At 61.8% G+C, this 14,367-nt stretch carries 13 protein-coding genes; 11 read left to right on the top strand and 2 right to left on the bottom strand.

The genetic code is table 11. From position 1 onward, the window contains the following. Positions 1-196: 196 nt before the first annotated feature. The gene (locus AOP6_RS02980; protein ID WP_155875149.1) at positions 197-592 is read right to left on the bottom strand and encodes a DUF2294 domain-containing protein; all 396 of its coding nucleotides are present in this window, start codon (positions 590-592) and stop codon (positions 197-199) included. Positions 593-635: 43 nt separating this feature from the next. Next, complete coding sequence (locus tag AOP6_RS02975; RefSeq protein WP_155875148.1) at positions 636-1,109, bottom strand: single-stranded DNA-binding protein; 474 nt, start codon at positions 1,107-1,109, stop codon at positions 636-638. 140 nt (positions 1,110-1,249) lie between these two features. On the opposite strand from AOP6_RS02975, the gene AOP6_RS02970 reads away from it, so the two are divergent. The 11 genes from AOP6_RS02970 (at position 1,250) to recA (ending at position 14,367) form a co-directional block, all read left to right on the top strand. Then, the gene (locus tag AOP6_RS02970) at positions 1,250-1,966 is read left to right on the top strand and encodes a lysophospholipid acyltransferase family protein (RefSeq protein WP_155875147.1); all 717 of its coding nucleotides are present in this window, start codon (positions 1,250-1,252) and stop codon (positions 1,964-1,966) included. Next, positions 1,963-3,645, top strand: a complete 1,683-nt coding sequence (locus tag AOP6_RS02965; protein ID WP_155875146.1) for a ribonuclease J — start codon at positions 1,963-1,965, stop codon at positions 3,643-3,645. The genes AOP6_RS02970 and AOP6_RS02965 overlap by 4 nt, the downstream gene beginning before the upstream one ends. Positions 3,646-3,713: 68 nt before the next feature. Beyond that, positions 3,714-4,505, top strand: a complete 792-nt coding sequence (locus tag AOP6_RS02960) for an undecaprenyl-diphosphate phosphatase (RefSeq protein WP_155875145.1) — start codon at positions 3,714-3,716, stop codon at positions 4,503-4,505. Between the two features lie 16 nt (positions 4,506-4,521). Further along, on the top strand, positions 4,522-6,801 hold the full coding sequence (locus AOP6_RS02955) for a DNA translocase FtsK (protein WP_155875144.1): 2,280 nt from the start codon (positions 4,522-4,524) through the stop codon (positions 6,799-6,801). A gap of 86 nt (positions 6,802-6,887) precedes the next feature. Continuing rightward, a complete protein-coding gene (larB, locus tag AOP6_RS02950) occupies positions 6,888-7,646 on the top strand; it encodes a nickel pincer cofactor biosynthesis protein LarB (RefSeq protein WP_225897337.1) in 759 nt (252 codons plus the stop codon). Continuing rightward, positions 7,643-8,830 (top strand): nickel pincer cofactor biosynthesis protein LarC, encoded by a 1,188-nt coding sequence (gene larC / locus AOP6_RS02945; RefSeq protein WP_155875143.1) that lies wholly within the window; start codon positions 7,643-7,645, stop codon positions 8,828-8,830. The genes larB and larC overlap by 4 nt, the downstream gene beginning before the upstream one ends. Positions 8,831-8,833: 3 nt before the next feature. Next, entirely contained in the window at positions 8,834-9,301 is a 468-nt protein-coding gene (locus tag AOP6_RS02940; protein ID WP_155875142.1) for a phosphatidylglycerophosphatase A, read from the top strand. Positions 9,302-9,312: 11 nt separating this feature from the next. Beyond that, entirely contained in the window at positions 9,313-10,578 is a 1,266-nt protein-coding gene (locus tag AOP6_RS02935; RefSeq protein ID WP_155875141.1) for a CinA family nicotinamide mononucleotide deamidase-related protein, read from the top strand. A 37-nt stretch (positions 10,579-10,615) separates the two neighbouring features. Further along, positions 10,616-12,685: an ATP-binding protein gene (locus AOP6_RS02930; RefSeq protein WP_155875140.1), complete on the top strand. Its 2,070-nt coding sequence runs from the start codon at positions 10,616-10,618 to the stop codon at positions 12,683-12,685. A gap of 8 nt (positions 12,686-12,693) precedes the next feature. Further along, positions 12,694-13,269 (top strand): RNA 2',3'-cyclic phosphodiesterase, encoded by a 576-nt coding sequence (thpR, locus tag AOP6_RS02925; RefSeq protein WP_155875139.1) that lies wholly within the window; start codon positions 12,694-12,696, stop codon positions 13,267-13,269. Between the two features lie 75 nt (positions 13,270-13,344). Continuing rightward, entirely contained in the window at positions 13,345-14,367 is a 1,023-nt protein-coding gene (gene recA / locus AOP6_RS02920; RefSeq protein ID WP_155875138.1) for a recombinase RecA, read from the top strand.

Genomic DNA, 14,367 nt, shown 5'->3' with positions numbered 1-14,367 from the left:
CATCAACAGCCCCTTTGAGTTTAAAATCCGCCCGAAAGCGGTCCTTAACCAGACTCAGACTTGTGATATTTAATTACGGCACGAGCGGATTATTCCATCTAAAGAGAATGAAGTAACCTGTTCACAGCTTGTCTGTGCGACCATCTGCGACCTATGCCTTTTGGTCGGAAAAAATTAATCGCCCCGAGGATAAAAGTCAAGAACATTTATCATCCCTGGTGTTGGAGGGGAGCTCAGGTACGGCTTCCAGGGAAAAAACGATGAGCCGTTCTCCTGTCACGGTGCTCAGGTCGGTGTGCAGGCTTTTGACCGGAATACCGACAACATCCTTGACGATCGCATCAAGCATGGGACGCCCCTTTTCCAGCAGCGCGTGACGCATTCTCTTGATCAACTCGCGACCGACACTCGCTTCGTTCGATTCGGCCAACTGACACTCCGCCCTTGTCAGCACACCCTTTAACCTGACAATGACCAGATCGTCGATGATGTAGGTCTTCGTTTCCAACGGGCCTCGCCCCATATATTCTTTCTCGAAACGAATAATCGCATCACTAATTTCGGCCTCTAGCTGTCCCTTGGTCTGTGGCATCCTGGAGCCCCTTAGTCAGAATGTGAAGGGATATGACCGGAAATTAGAACGGAATATCGTCATCCGGATTGAAGGGGGGATCGGCGTAATCCTCGTAGGCCGGAGGGCCCGAGGAGGCAGCAGGGGCGGGGCGACTGGAGCGGGGCGCGGCATTGCGCTGCTGTCCCTGATTGGCGTTGTTGTCATCGCCGGCCCGGCCGAGCATCTGCATCTGGTCGGCGACAATCTCGGTGATGTAACGCTTGTTGCCGTCGCGATCGTCGTAGGAGCGCGTCTGAATCTTTCCTTCGATGTAGACCTGTTTGCCTTTGTGCAGATATTTGCCGCAGATCTCGGCGAGCTGACGCCAGGCGACGATGTTGTGCCACTCGGTCTTTTCCTGCGACTGACCGTCGCGGTCTTTGTAGCGTTCGGTAGTGGCGATGGTGAAATTGGCCACGGCCGCCCCGGAGGGGGTGTAACGCAACTCAGGATCTTTGCCCAGGTTGCCGACAAGAATGACTTTGTTCACGGACATAAAAAAGGCCTCCAAAAAGGGGAATGGGGCGAGTTTACCCAAAATACCCAGGGGTGTAAAGGCCTTTACCGAAAAAGGTTTGACTCCCTGCCGCCATCTCTCGTACACTCACCTATTCAATAAGTTAGGAGTCTGGCAGCATGTTTCGCACCTTGATCTTCTGGATCGTTTTCATCCCCTGGACCCTTTTCGTCATCGTAACCGGAGTCCCTCTTTCCTTCATCAATCCGGACTGGCTCCACGCCTACGCCAAAATATGGGCCCGCTTCGGTCTCGTTCTCATCGGGGGCCGGCTCATCGTGGAGGGCACCGAAAACCTCGACGCCTCCCGACCCGTCGTTTACATGCCCAACCACCAGAGCAACGTCGATATTCTGGCCCTTTTCGCCGGCATTCCCGGGCAATTCCGCTGGATGGCCAAGGAGGAACTCTTCCGCATCCCTCTTTTTGGCTACGCCATGGCTCGTACCGGCTATATCCCCATCAATCGCTCCGACCGGCGCCAGGCCGCCAAAAGCATGGCCGTGGCGGCGCAGCGCATCGCCGCCGGCACCTCGGTGGTTATCTTCCCCGAGGGGACACGATCGGAAGACGGTCGTCTACTCCCTTTCAAAAAGGGCGGCTTTCTGCTCGCCCTCTCCGCCCAGACGCCTATCGTTCCCGTCGCCATCGACGGTAGCCGCGACGTCATGCGTAAAGGTCGGCTGACATTTAAACCCGGCGATATCCACATCCGCTTCTTTCCCGCAATTGTTACGGCGGGACGGCATACGGCCGACCGGGACCACCTTATGGATGAGGTGCGGCAGCCCATCGCCACCGCCCTGGGACAGCCGGTCGAGGATTCGGCGGCATGAGTCTCCACGCCCCTCTGCATCCCGATGCCCTGCGCCTGCTCCCTTTGGGCGGACTCGGCGAAATCGGTCTGAACATGATGGCCGTCGAATGCCGCGGCGACATCCTCCTCATCGACTGCGGCCTGATGTTCCCGGAAGCCTACATGATGGGGATCGACCTGGTCATCCCCGACGTCACCCCCTTGCTGGAACGGGTGAAGGACATCCGCGGGCTGGTGCTGACCCACGGCCACGAGGATCACATCGGCGCCATTCCCTTTCTGCTCGACACCCTGGGCAATCCACCGATCTTCGGGACACCCCTCACCCTCGGGCTGCTGCAGAACAAGCTTGACGAACACCATCTGCTCGAAAAGGCGAGCCTGAACCCCATCGAACCCGGCGTGGCATTCACCCTGGGATGTTTCGGCATCGAGCCCTTCCGGGTTGCCCACTCCATCGTCGATGGCGTCGGCTTTGCCATTCGCACCCCGGCCGGCCTCGTCGTTCATACGGGCGACTTCAAGCTGGATCTGACCCCCGTCGACAGCCAGCCCACCGACCTGGCCCGCCTGGCGGCTTACGGAAAAGAAGGCGTCCTGCTGCTGCTGGCCGACTCCACCAACGTAGAAAAAGAGGGTTATACCCTGTCGGAACGCACCGTGGGCGAGGCCCTGCAGGAGATCGTGCCGCGCTGTCCGGGCAAGGTACTGGTCTCCACCTTTTCCTCCAACATCCACCGCATCCAGCAGGTGGCCGACGCCGCTGTAGCCGCGGGGCGCCAGATTCTGGTCATCGGCCGCAGCATGGTGGCCAACATCGCCATCGCCCGCCAGCTCGGCTATCTGCAAATGCCTGACGACATCCTCGTCGACGTCGGCCAGGCCCGCCATCTGCCGGCGGACAAGCTGCTCATCATCGCCACCGGCAGCCAAGGGGAGCCTCGCAGCGCGCTCTCACGCATCGCCCTGGATGACCACAAACAGATCAAGCTGGAGCAGGGCGACACGGTTATCCTCTCCTCCAAGTTCATCCCCGGCAACGAGAAGGCCATCAGCGAAGTGATCAACCATCTTTACCGGCGCGGTGCCGAGGTCTTCTATGAAAGCACCAGCGAGATCCACGTCTCTGGTCACGCCAGCCGGGAAGAACTTAAACTGGTGCACTCCCTGATTCGGCCGCGCTATTTCGTGCCTGTCCATGGCGAATATCGTCACCTGGTCAAACATGCCCAGCTCGCCCAGTCCATGGGCATGGCTCCGTCGAATACTCTGGTGCTGGAGAACGGTACCCCCCTGGTCCTCTCCCGCAACGGCGTCACCCTGGAAGGGAAGGTGGAAACGGGACGGGTTTTCATCGACGGCAAAGGGGTTGGCGACGTCGGCACCATGGAACTGCGCGACCGCAGCCATCTGGCCAACCATGGCCTGGTGGTGGTTCTCCTGGCCCTCAACCAGGCCAGCGGCCGCGTCATCTACGGCCCAGAGCTCTTCAGCCGCGGCTTCGTGCCGGAAGAGGAGAGCCGTCCCTATCTGGACGAGGCCGCGCAGGCCGTCAGCGCCATGCTGGCAGAACACAGCCTGGCCGCCATGACCGACTGGGAGGAACTGCGGGTGGAAGTGCGCAAGACCCTGCGCCGTTTTTTCAACAAGACCATCGACCGCCGACCTCTTATTTTGCCTGTCATCCTCGAACTCTGACCGGCGGTCATCGCCATTTCCCACCGTTGCCGCGACTGACTTCAGGCGAACGTTAAAGGAACTTCTTCATGACTCTACTTCAGGCCATTTTCCTCGGCTTTATCCAGGGCCTCAGCGAATTTCTCCCCATCTCCTCCTCGGGGCACCTGGCCATTGCCCAGCACTACATGACGGACTTTCATCAGCCGGGCGTCCTCTTCGACGTGCTGCTGCATGTCGGCACCATGGTCGCCGTCATCTTCTACTTCCGCCGCGAGATCATCCTGCTGGCTATCTCCCCCTTCCGCAGCGACGAAGAGGCTGCCATCTACCGGCGCCTGCTGCTGCTCCTGATCGCCGCCAGCGTGCCAACGGCCATCATCGGCCTGACCTTTCAGGACTTCTTTGAGGGACTTTTTGAAAACATGGTCGTGGTCGGTTCGATGCTGCTGGTCTCGGGTATACTGCTCTTTCTGGCTGAACGCTTTCGCCGGCAGGGGCGCAAGGAGGCGGCTCTCACGCTGTCCGATGCCCTGGTGGTCGGCGTCGTACAGGGGCTGGCCATCATTCCGGGCATTTCACGCTCCGGCTCGACCATCGCCACCCTGCTTTTTAAAGGAGTCGATGGTGAGACGGCGGCCCGTTTTTCCTTTCTCATGGCCCTGCCCGCCGTTTTCGGCGCCGCCCTGCTTTCTCTGCGGGACCTATCAGCCGTTCCCGCCGGCGACCTTCCCCTTTACCTGGCTGGCGCGGGAATTGCATTTATTACGGGATTGCTGTCCATCCATTTCCTGATGGCCATCATCCGTCGCCGCCGGCTCTTCTATTTCGCCATCTACTGTTGGCTGGTCGGGAGCCTGGTTCTGACTCTCTCCCTGTAGCGAGGTTTTCACCCTTATGAGCCCAGAAACAAAAACCCTCTTTCGGGAGCATCTCAAGAAGGAAATCGCCGGTGTCTTCTGGCTGGCGGCCGGCATTTTCCTGATCCTGTGCCTGATCTCCTTCGACAGCCGCGACCCGTCCTTCAACAATAACCTCGACCCGACCCTGGTCCGCAATTACGGCGGCGTGGTGGGAGCTCACCTGTCCGATCTGCTGCTGCAGGCCTTCGGCCTGGTCTCGCTGCTGCTGCCTCTGGCCTGCCTGCTCTTTGCCTGGCGCCTTCTCAAATTCCGCGACGTCAAGGTGCGGATCTACAAGGGGACGGCCTTTCTGGTGCTGCTGCTCTCCCTGTGCGCTCTCATCGCGCTACGTTTTTCCAAGGTATCCTTCTTCGGCCAGCCGATCAATGAGGCCGGTGGCGCCGCCGGACGCGTTCTCGCCGACACCTTGTCGAGCTACCTCAACCCGGCCGGCGCCGCCATCTTCCTGAGCGTCTTCTTCCTGGTATCCCTCATGCTGGCGGCCCGTTTCTCCATGGTCCTCTTTCTCGAAGGGATGCTCGAACGCTTTGCGGCCCGCCTGGAAAAAAAACGGGAGGCCCGGCTGGCCCGCAAGAAGCAGCGCGAAGCGGTCAAAAAGGAAAAAATGGAGTCGGCTCCGCGCATCTCACCCCCGACCTTCCGGCCGGCGCCTCCTCCCAAACCCGTCAAAAAGAAGGCGAAGGAGGTCAAGGAAAGCCCGCAGGAGGCCTTTGATTTCCTGGAACCTTCGGGGACCTACCACAAGCCGACCCTCACCCTGCTCGACCATGAGGGGGAGCCGCCGAAGCCGGTGGACAAGGAGGCGCTCATGATGAACGCGCGCATCCTGGAAACCAAATTGAAGGATTTCAACGTCGACGGCGAGGTGGTGGAGGTCAAGCCCGGCCCCGTGGTGACCATGTACGAGTTCGCCCCGGCCCCCGGCGTCAAGGTCAACAAAATCGCCGGTCTCTCCGATGACCTCACCATGGCGCTGAAGGCCCTCTCCATCCGCATCGTCGCCCCCATCCCCGGTCGCGGCGTCGTCGGTATCGAGATTCCCAACAAGGAACGTGAGACCGTCTACCTCAAGGAGATCATCGACTCGGAGGAATTCCAGAAATCGGGTGGACGCCTGCCCATGGCTCTGGGCAAGGACATCTTCGGTCGTACCGTGGTGGCCGATCTGGCCAAGATGCCCCATCTGCTGGTAGCCGGTTCCACCGGCAGCGGCAAGTCGGTATCCATCAACACCATGATCCTTTCCCTGCTCTACCGCGCCACACCTGAAGACGTGCGCATCATCATGGTCGACCCCAAGATGCTGGAACTCTCCATTTACGAGGGCATCCCCCATCTGCTGCTGCCCGTGGTGACCAACCCCAAGAAGGCGGCACTGGCCCTGGCCTGGGCGGTACGCGAGATGGAGCGGCGCTACAAGCTCATGTCCGACAAGGGCGTGCGCAACATTGACGGCTACAACAAGAAAATCGCCAAGGAAGAAAGAGAAAAAGAGCTGCAGAAGAGCCAGGAAAAACTGGTCGTCGAGACGATCGACGCCGATGAGGAGGCACTGCCGGAGATCGAGATGATCGACGGCGAGGAGCTCGAGCACGGTCACCTCCCCTTTATCGTGGTCATTGTTGACGAACTGGCCGACCTGATGATGGTCGCTGGCCGCGAGATCGAGGAATCAGTGGCCCGCCTGGCCCAGATGGCGCGTGCCTCGGGCATCCATCTCATCCTCGCCACCCAGCGCCCCAGCGTCGACGTCATCACGGGGCTCATCAAGGCCAACTTCCCCACGCGCATCTCCTTCAAGGTCTTTTCGCGCATCGACTCGCGCACCATCCTCGACTCCATGGGGGCAGAAACCCTGCTCGGCATGGGGGACATGCTCTTTCTCCCCCCCGGTACCGGCGCCTTGCAGCGGGTCCACGGAGCCTTCGTCTCTGAGCTGGAAGTGCAGCGGGTAGTCGATTTCCTTAAGCGACAGGGCTTGCCCGAATACGACAAATCGATTCTCGAAGCGCCCCCCGCTTCCGAAGGGAGCGGCAGCGACGACGAGGATGGCTATGACGAAAAGTGGGATGAGGCCCTGGCCATGGTGGCCGACACGCGGCAGGCTTCCATCTCCATGCTGCAGCGACGTCTGCGGGTGGGCTACAACCGTGCTGCACGCATGATCGAAAAAATGGAACAGGAAGGGATCGTCAGCCCCTCCGACGGCACCAGTAAGCCACGTGAAGTTTTCGTCAACAAAATAGGCAGCTGACATCCCAAGGCCTGGCATTGAAAAGCACTTGTAACTTGCTATTCTTTACAGCTCTACCTTCCGCTATCTGCAAAGGCCGCTAAGACGTGAATCAGGACGAACTCCACAAACTGCTGAGGGCCATTCGTGACCAGCACCTCTCCATCGACGACGGAATGGCGCGGCTGCGTTCTCTCCCCTTTGAAGATATCGGCATCGCCCAGATCGACCACCACCGCGAGCTGCGCCAGGGCGCTCCCGAGATTATCCTGGGCGAACGCAAGACGGCGGCACAGCTGCTGGCCATCGTCGGCAAGATGGCGGAGCGGGGGAGCAACGTGCTGGTGACACGCCTGCCGGCCGATTGCGCCGAATCGCTGCAAACATCCTTCCCGCAGGGGGACTACGACGAACTCGCCCGCACCTTCACCCTGATACAGAAACCGCAGACCTCCCGACCAACAGGATCGGTCCTGGTGGTCTGCGCCGGCACCTCCGACCTGCCGGTGGCCCGCGAGGCCAGTGTTACCGCCCGCATGCTCGGCCTGCAGGTCGAGGAGGTGGTCGACGTCGGCGTGGCCGGCATCCACCGTCTGCTGGCGCGCACCGACCAGCTGCAAAAGGCCGCCGTGATCATCGTCGTCGCCGGCATGGAAGGCGCCCTGCCTTCGGTGGTGGGCGGCCTCGTGCGCGTGCCGGTCATCGCCGTACCCACTTCCGTCGGCTACGGCGCCGCCTTCGGCGGGGTGGCGGCCCTGCTCGGCATGCTCAACTCCTGCGCCAGCGGCGTCACGGTGGTCAACATCGACAACGGCTTCGGCGCCGCCTTTGCCGCCAGCCGCATCATCAAAACGACACCCGCATGAACATACTCTATCTCGATCCCTTTTCCGGCATTTCCGGCGACATGTTTCTCGGCCTGATGGTCGACCTCGGCGTCGACCTGCAGGCTATCGAGGCGGGACTTTCCACGCTGCCCATCCAGGGCTGGCAACTGCGAAGCAGCCGCCAGCAGCGCCGGGGAATCACGGGCACCAAGGTCGATGTCCTCTTTGAGGAGTCGCACCATCACCGCACCTGGGCCGACATCGACCGCATGCTGGCGCAAAGTCCGCTGCCCGTCGCGACCCGGGAGTTGGCCCGGCGCATCTTCCGCCGGGTGGGCATAGCCGAGGCGAAAGTCCATGGCGTCGACCTCGCCGACGTCCATTTCCACGAGGTAGGCGCCATCGACTCCATCGTTGACATTGTCGGCGCCGCCATCGCTCTGGAGCAGCTGCCCATCGATAAAATTCTCTGCGGCCCATTACCCATGAGTCACGGCACCGTCCACTGCGCCCACGGCGCCATCCCCCTGCCGGCGCCGGCTACCCTGGAGATTCTCCAAGGGCTGCCCATCGTCGACGGCCGCTGCGACAAGGAGCTGGTGACCCCCACCGGCGCCGCCATCGTTGCCGAAATCGCCCGTTTTGCCCCCCTGGAGGCCATGACGGTAGTACGCACCGGCTATGGGGTCGGCAGCCGCGACCTGGCGGATCGCCCCAACCTGCTGCGGGGCATCCTCGGCCGCACTGCTGCCGAGAGCAGCGCCGAAAGCGACTACGTCGGCGTTCTGGAGAGTCACCTCGATGACATCAACCCGGAATGGCTCGGCGCCCTCATGGAGCGCCTGCTCGTTGCGGGAGCCCTTGACGTGGCCTTCTCTCCCCTGCAGATGAAAAAAAACCGCCCCGGCGTCGGCCTCACCGTTGTCGTACCGGCTGCGCGGAGCGAAGAGCTGGCCGCCCTGCTCCTGCGTGAGAGCAGTGCCAGCGGCGTGCGCCTGCAGCAGGTACGACGCCTCAAGCTCCCCCGCGAGCAGCGTTGCCTCGACACGGCGCTGGGACCGGCTGAGGTCAAACTTTTTTACCAGGACGGACGGCTGCTGCGCGTCACCCCCGAGTTCGACAGCTGTCAGCGCCTGGCCCAAAGCAGCGGTCTGCCTCTGCCGGAAGTCTATCGACTGGTGGAGCGCGCTGCCGACCACCTTTTTTCCATGGAGACGCAATAAGCTGTGCGACCTTTTGTCCTCTTTCTGTCCAGCAACGCCGGTCTCGGCTACTCACCCTTCGCCCCCGGCACCGTCGGCACCCTGGCCGGCATCCCCGCCTTCTGGCTGCTGGCATCGCTGCCGCCGGGCCTCTATGCCCTGACCTGGACGGCCCTGCTCTTTCTCTCCTTCTGGGCCGCCGGCGAGGCGGGCAAGCACTATGGCGTGGTGGATGATGGCCGCATCGTCATCGACGAGTTGGTCGGCTACCTGGCGACGGTGGCCTTTCTCCCCTTCTCCTGGACAGCTGCCATCGCGGGTTTTCTGCTTTTCCGCTTCTTCGACATCAGCAAAATACCGCCGGCCTCCTGGTTCGACCAAAAAATGAAAAACGGCTACGGGGTCGTGCTCGACGACGTTGTCGCCGGCATCTACGGCGCCATCGCCTTGCGCATTTTTCTCCACCTCTTCGAAACCACTCTCAAGGGATAACATAGACCGCCATGAATATCGCGGTACTGACCATCGGAGATGAACTCCTCAGCGGTGAGCTGGCCGACACCAACACCCAGCGCATCGCCCGCCAGTTGAGTCCTCACGGCTACGGACTGCGGGAATCCCTCAGCGTGGGCGATGACAGAGGGGATATCGAAGAGGCCCTGGCAGCTCTGGCCGCCAGAATGGACGTCGTCATCGTCACCGGCGGGCTCGGCCCCACGGTCGATGATCTCACGGCCGCCGCCGCCGCGCATGTCTTTGGTCTGCCCCTGGAACGAAACGACGAGGCCCTCTCGCTGATTCGTCAGCACTTTGCCCGCCTGGGCGTCAACATGCACCCTCGCAACGACAAGCAGGCCATGCTGCCCCGGGGCGCCGCCCTCATCCCCAACCCGAAAGGCTCGGCACCGGGATTCAGCCTGACCCGCCACGACGCCTTTCTCTTTTTCCTCCCTGGCGTACCGGCGGAGATGGCCACCATGTTGGATGAGTCCGTGTTGCCGGCTCTGAGGCAACGCCAGGGCGGCCAGCCCCCCCGCCAGGAAAAACTGTTCCAGGTTTTCGGGCTGTCCGAACCACGGGTGGAGGAACTGCTGAGCCGGAACACCCTTCCCGACGGGGTCCAGCTGGCCTTCGGCGTCGACTTCCCACTGGTCATCGTCAAATTGCGCAGCGCCCGTCCTGATGCGGCCGAGTTGCTTACGCGGGGGGAGTCGCAGGTGCGGCAGGTTCTCGGCGACTTCGTGGTCGCTGCAGGCGGCCAGACTCTGGCCGAAAACGTCGCCCGCCAGCTCACCGACTCGGGTTCCACATTGGCGCTGGCTGAATCCTGCACCGGCGGCCTTATCTCCACATGGCTGACGAACCTACCCGGTGCTTCGGCCTTTCTGGAACGCAGTGCCGTCACCTACGCTAACTCGGCGAAGCAGGATTGGCTGCAGGTACCGGAACAGGTCCTCAGCGAGCAGGGTGCCGTCAGCGAAGCCTGCGCCCTGGCCATGGCCGCCGGCATCCGCGGCGCCGCCGGCACCCGCCTGGGCGTCGCCGTCACCGGCATCGCCGGCCCCGAGGGCGGCACGGCGCAGAAGCCCGTCGGCACCGTCTTCATCGCCCTCAGTGCGGCGGATAGGGAAGAAGCCAGAGGCTACCGCTTCCACGGCAACCGCGAGCAGGTGCGCATCCTGGCCGCCTGCATGGCCCTCGACTGGATCCGTCGCTACCTGCTGACGAGACCAGCAGCAGAACTTACGGCGCCTGAAGAACCGCGCTGACGAGGCCGGATCACAGCGGCTGACAGGGGAAACAGGTATGGGCAGACACAGCTCCACCACCCGCTCCACGAAAATTCTGACGGGCATAACCGCAGGCGCCGTCCTGACGGCCCTGGTGCTCCTGCCGATGTCGGCACAGAGCCCGCCTGCCAGGTTTGCTGCGGCGGTCCTTCTCGGTCTGAGCCTACTCTCCCTCTTGCTCACCACTCGCTTCCTGGGACGCCTTAACCACCACCACAGCACGCTGGAACAGGAAACCACGCACTGGCGGGAGCAGGCCGGTCAACAGGAAAAAAGCGCCCGCATCGCCCAGAAACGCTACCGGCAAATCCTGGATCACGCCGGCGATGCTATCTTCTTTATCCATCCCGAAAGAGGTACCCTGGTTGAAGTCAACCGCCAGGCCGAAAAACTGCTGGGTTACAGCGCCGAAGAAATCCCTCACCTTTCTTTGTCCGTCCTCTTCCCCGGTTCCCACCATCGCCGCTATGTACGCCTGGTCAAACGGGTACTCAGGAATGGGTATGGAGAGGAGTCCAATTTGACCTTCCGCCGCCAGGACGGCAGCCAATTTGTCGGTGCCGTCCATGCCCGCCTGGGTGAAATGGGGGAAGACACCCTCGTTCACGGCGTGCTCAGAGACGTCACTGAAGTCAAGCGCATTGAGACGGAACTGCGGCAGAAAAACCAGGACCTGCTCCTCATCAACAGAATTGCCAGCCGCGCTGCCGTCAGCCACGATCTGGACGAAATGCTGGCGATCATCTTGAGCGAAGTGACCCAGGCCATGGCTGCCGATGGCGGCGGTATCTATCTGCTCCGCCATGAGCGGACGGACATGGACCTGCGCGTTCACCAGGGCATCGAAGATACTGTCCTCGCCGAACTTCGCGCCCTCTCGCCGGGAGAAGGGCTGGCCGGGAGGGTAGCCATCAGCGGCCATCCCCGCGCCTCGGCCAACCTGCAGAAAGACTGCCGGCTGGCCTCGCCGGCGGTGCGGGAGGCCGGCTGGCATGGCTTTCAGGCCATCCCCCTGACCGCCCAGGACAGGACGCTGGGCATTCTCTTTGTTTTTACACGCTCCAAGCGCGTCTTCAGCCGCGACCAGGTACAGCTGCTGATGACTATCGGTCGCCACCTGGGCACGGCCGTCGAAGGAGCCGGCCTGCTGGATGCCCTGCGCTGGCAGGTCCGCCTGACCGAAGCCAGCAGCCGTGAACTGGAACGCTCCCGTCAGACGCTGCGGGAGCACCTGAGCCGGGTGGAGGAGTCGAACCGCACCCTGGCGCGAATCGATCGCATGAAGAGCAACTTCCTCGCCCTGGCTTCCCACGAACTGCGCACTCCCCTGACCTGCGTTCTTTCCGGGGCGGAAATGCTTGAAGGACGCCTGCAACGCTGCGTCGACCAACAGGGTGAACAGATTCTCAACATCATTCACCAGGGCGCCAGACGATTGACGAGCATCGTCGAAGATCTGCTGGAAGTCGCGCGCATCGAATCCCAAGACATTTATCTGGCCAGGGAGGCGGTACATCTGCCGACCCTGCTTCAGGAGGTCGGCTCGACCTTCGCCCCGGTCATGGCCGCGCGGAAACTGTGCTACCAGGTGGCTGAACTGCCGGATATGGCCTGTGTCTGCGGCGACAGCCATCATCTGAAAAAGGCGTTCCAGCGTCTGGTGGAAAATGCCGTCAAGTTCACCCCGGAAGGGGGCTGGGTGCGGATCAGCGCTGGGCCCATCTCTCACGAAGAACTCCGCTGTCGGGAGCAGGAGCTGCGAAAGTTTTCATCCTCCTTCTTTGACCGGGCCGGCCAGAAGCCGATGATTCGCGTCTGCGTTGAAGATAGCGGTGTCGGCATCGCTCCGGAGGAACATGTCCAGGTCTTCGACAAGTTCTACGAGGTGGGGGATATCACCGAACACTTCACCTCCACCACCCGGTTCGGCGGCAAGGGAGTCGGCCTCGGGCTGACCCTGGTCAAAGGAATGGTGGAGGCCCACGGCGGCATGATCTGGGTAGAAAGCGACGGAACCACAGAAAAGGGCAGCGCCTTCCATGTGCTGCTGCCGATGGAAGAGAGCGGGGGCCTCGCCCCGGCATAGAGGCTGTCATGAACAGTGATACCGTCATGCCCCTGGTGAGGGCCTTTCTGGCCATCCCCCTGAATAAGGAAGTCCGTGAGGCACTGACCGATCTGCAGAAGAACCTGGGGGCGGATTGGCCGGGAGTGCGCTGGACAGGGCCCGACCATCTGCATCTGACCCTCCGGTTTTTCGGAGATCTTCCCGAAGAATGCCTTGAAAAAATAGGGGAAGTTATGCTATCGGTTAAGTCTTTCACTGCCCCGTTTTCGGCGCCTGTCCGTGGCATCGGTGCCTTTCCGTCCACGACGCGGCCACGGGTGATCTGGGCAGGAGTTCAGGGAGGAGCCCCCCTGGCTTCGCTCTATGTTCAACTGGAAAACGGCCTGTCCGGCATCGGCCTCCCCCCTGAAGAGAGGCCTTTTACCCCGCACCTGACCCTGGGGCGCTGCCGGATCCCTTTTGCCGGCGCCGCGAAAGTGCTGAGCCGCTTTCGCAACACCGACCTCGGCAGCCTGAACATTGACCGACTGATCCTGTACGAAAGCCGACTGGGCCCGGATGGTGCCACGCATATCCCACGAAAATGCGTGACACTGGGCTGAGAAAGCCATTCGCCTCTGACAACACCGGCTCGAAAAAGGCCGGCTCAACACTTTCAACGATGGAAAGGGAAAACCATGGCGGACAAAAACCGCGCGCAAGCTATCGATTTGGCCATGAGCCACATAGAGAAACAGTTCGGCAAGGGCAGCATCATGCGCCTGGGTGAGGACGCCATCCTGCCCGATGTGCAGACCATTTCCACCGGCGCGCTGGGACTGGACATCGCCCTGGGCGTCGGCGGCATCCCCAAAGGGCGCATTATCGAGATTTTCGGGCCCGAATCTTCCGGCAAAACCACCCTGGCCCTGCACATTGTCGCCGAAGCCCAGAAGAAGGGGGGCATCGCCGCCTTTGTCGATGCCGAACACGCTCTCGACATCCACTACGCCCGCAAGCTTGGCGTCAAGACCGATGACCTGCTCGTTTCCCAGCCCGACACCGGCGAACAGGCTCTCGAAATCACCGAAGTGCTGGTGCGCAGCGGCGCCATCGACGTGCTGGTCGTCGACTCGGTGGCCGCCCTCGTCCCCCGCGCCGAGATCGAAGGCGAGATGGGCGATTCGCACATGGGCCTGCAGGCCCGCCTTATGTCCCAGGCCCTGCGCAAACTCACCGGCACCATCAGCAAGTCCAACTGCTGCGTCATCTTCATCAACCAGATCCGCATGAAGATCGGCGTCATGTTCGGCAACCCCGAAACGACCACCGGCGGCAACGCCCTCAAGTTTTACGCCTCCGTGCGCATGGACATCCGCCGCATAGCCTCCCTGAAACAGGGACAGGACGTCATCGGCAACCGCACTCGGGTCAAGGTCGTCAAAAACAAGGTGGCGCCACCCTTCAAGGAAGCCGAATTCGACATCATGTACGGGGCCGGCATCTCCCGCGAGGGGGACATCGTCGATCTCGGCGTCGAGGCCAGCGTCATCGACAAGAGCGGCGCCTGGTTCTCCTACGGCGATGAGCGCATCGGCCAGGGACGCGAGAACGCCAAGCAGTTCCTCAAGGATCACCCGGAGACGGCGGCTGAGATCGAAGAGAAGATCCTCACCCATTACGGCCTGAAAAAGACGGAAGCGGCTGTAGAAAAGGCTTAA

Source organism: Desulfuromonas sp. AOP6 (assembly GCF_009731355.2).
In the GTDB taxonomy this organism is placed as follows: Bacteria; Desulfobacterota; Desulfuromonadia; order Desulfuromonadales; family SZUA-540; genus SZUA-540.
This window is presented reverse-complemented; position numbering and strand designations above follow the sequence as displayed.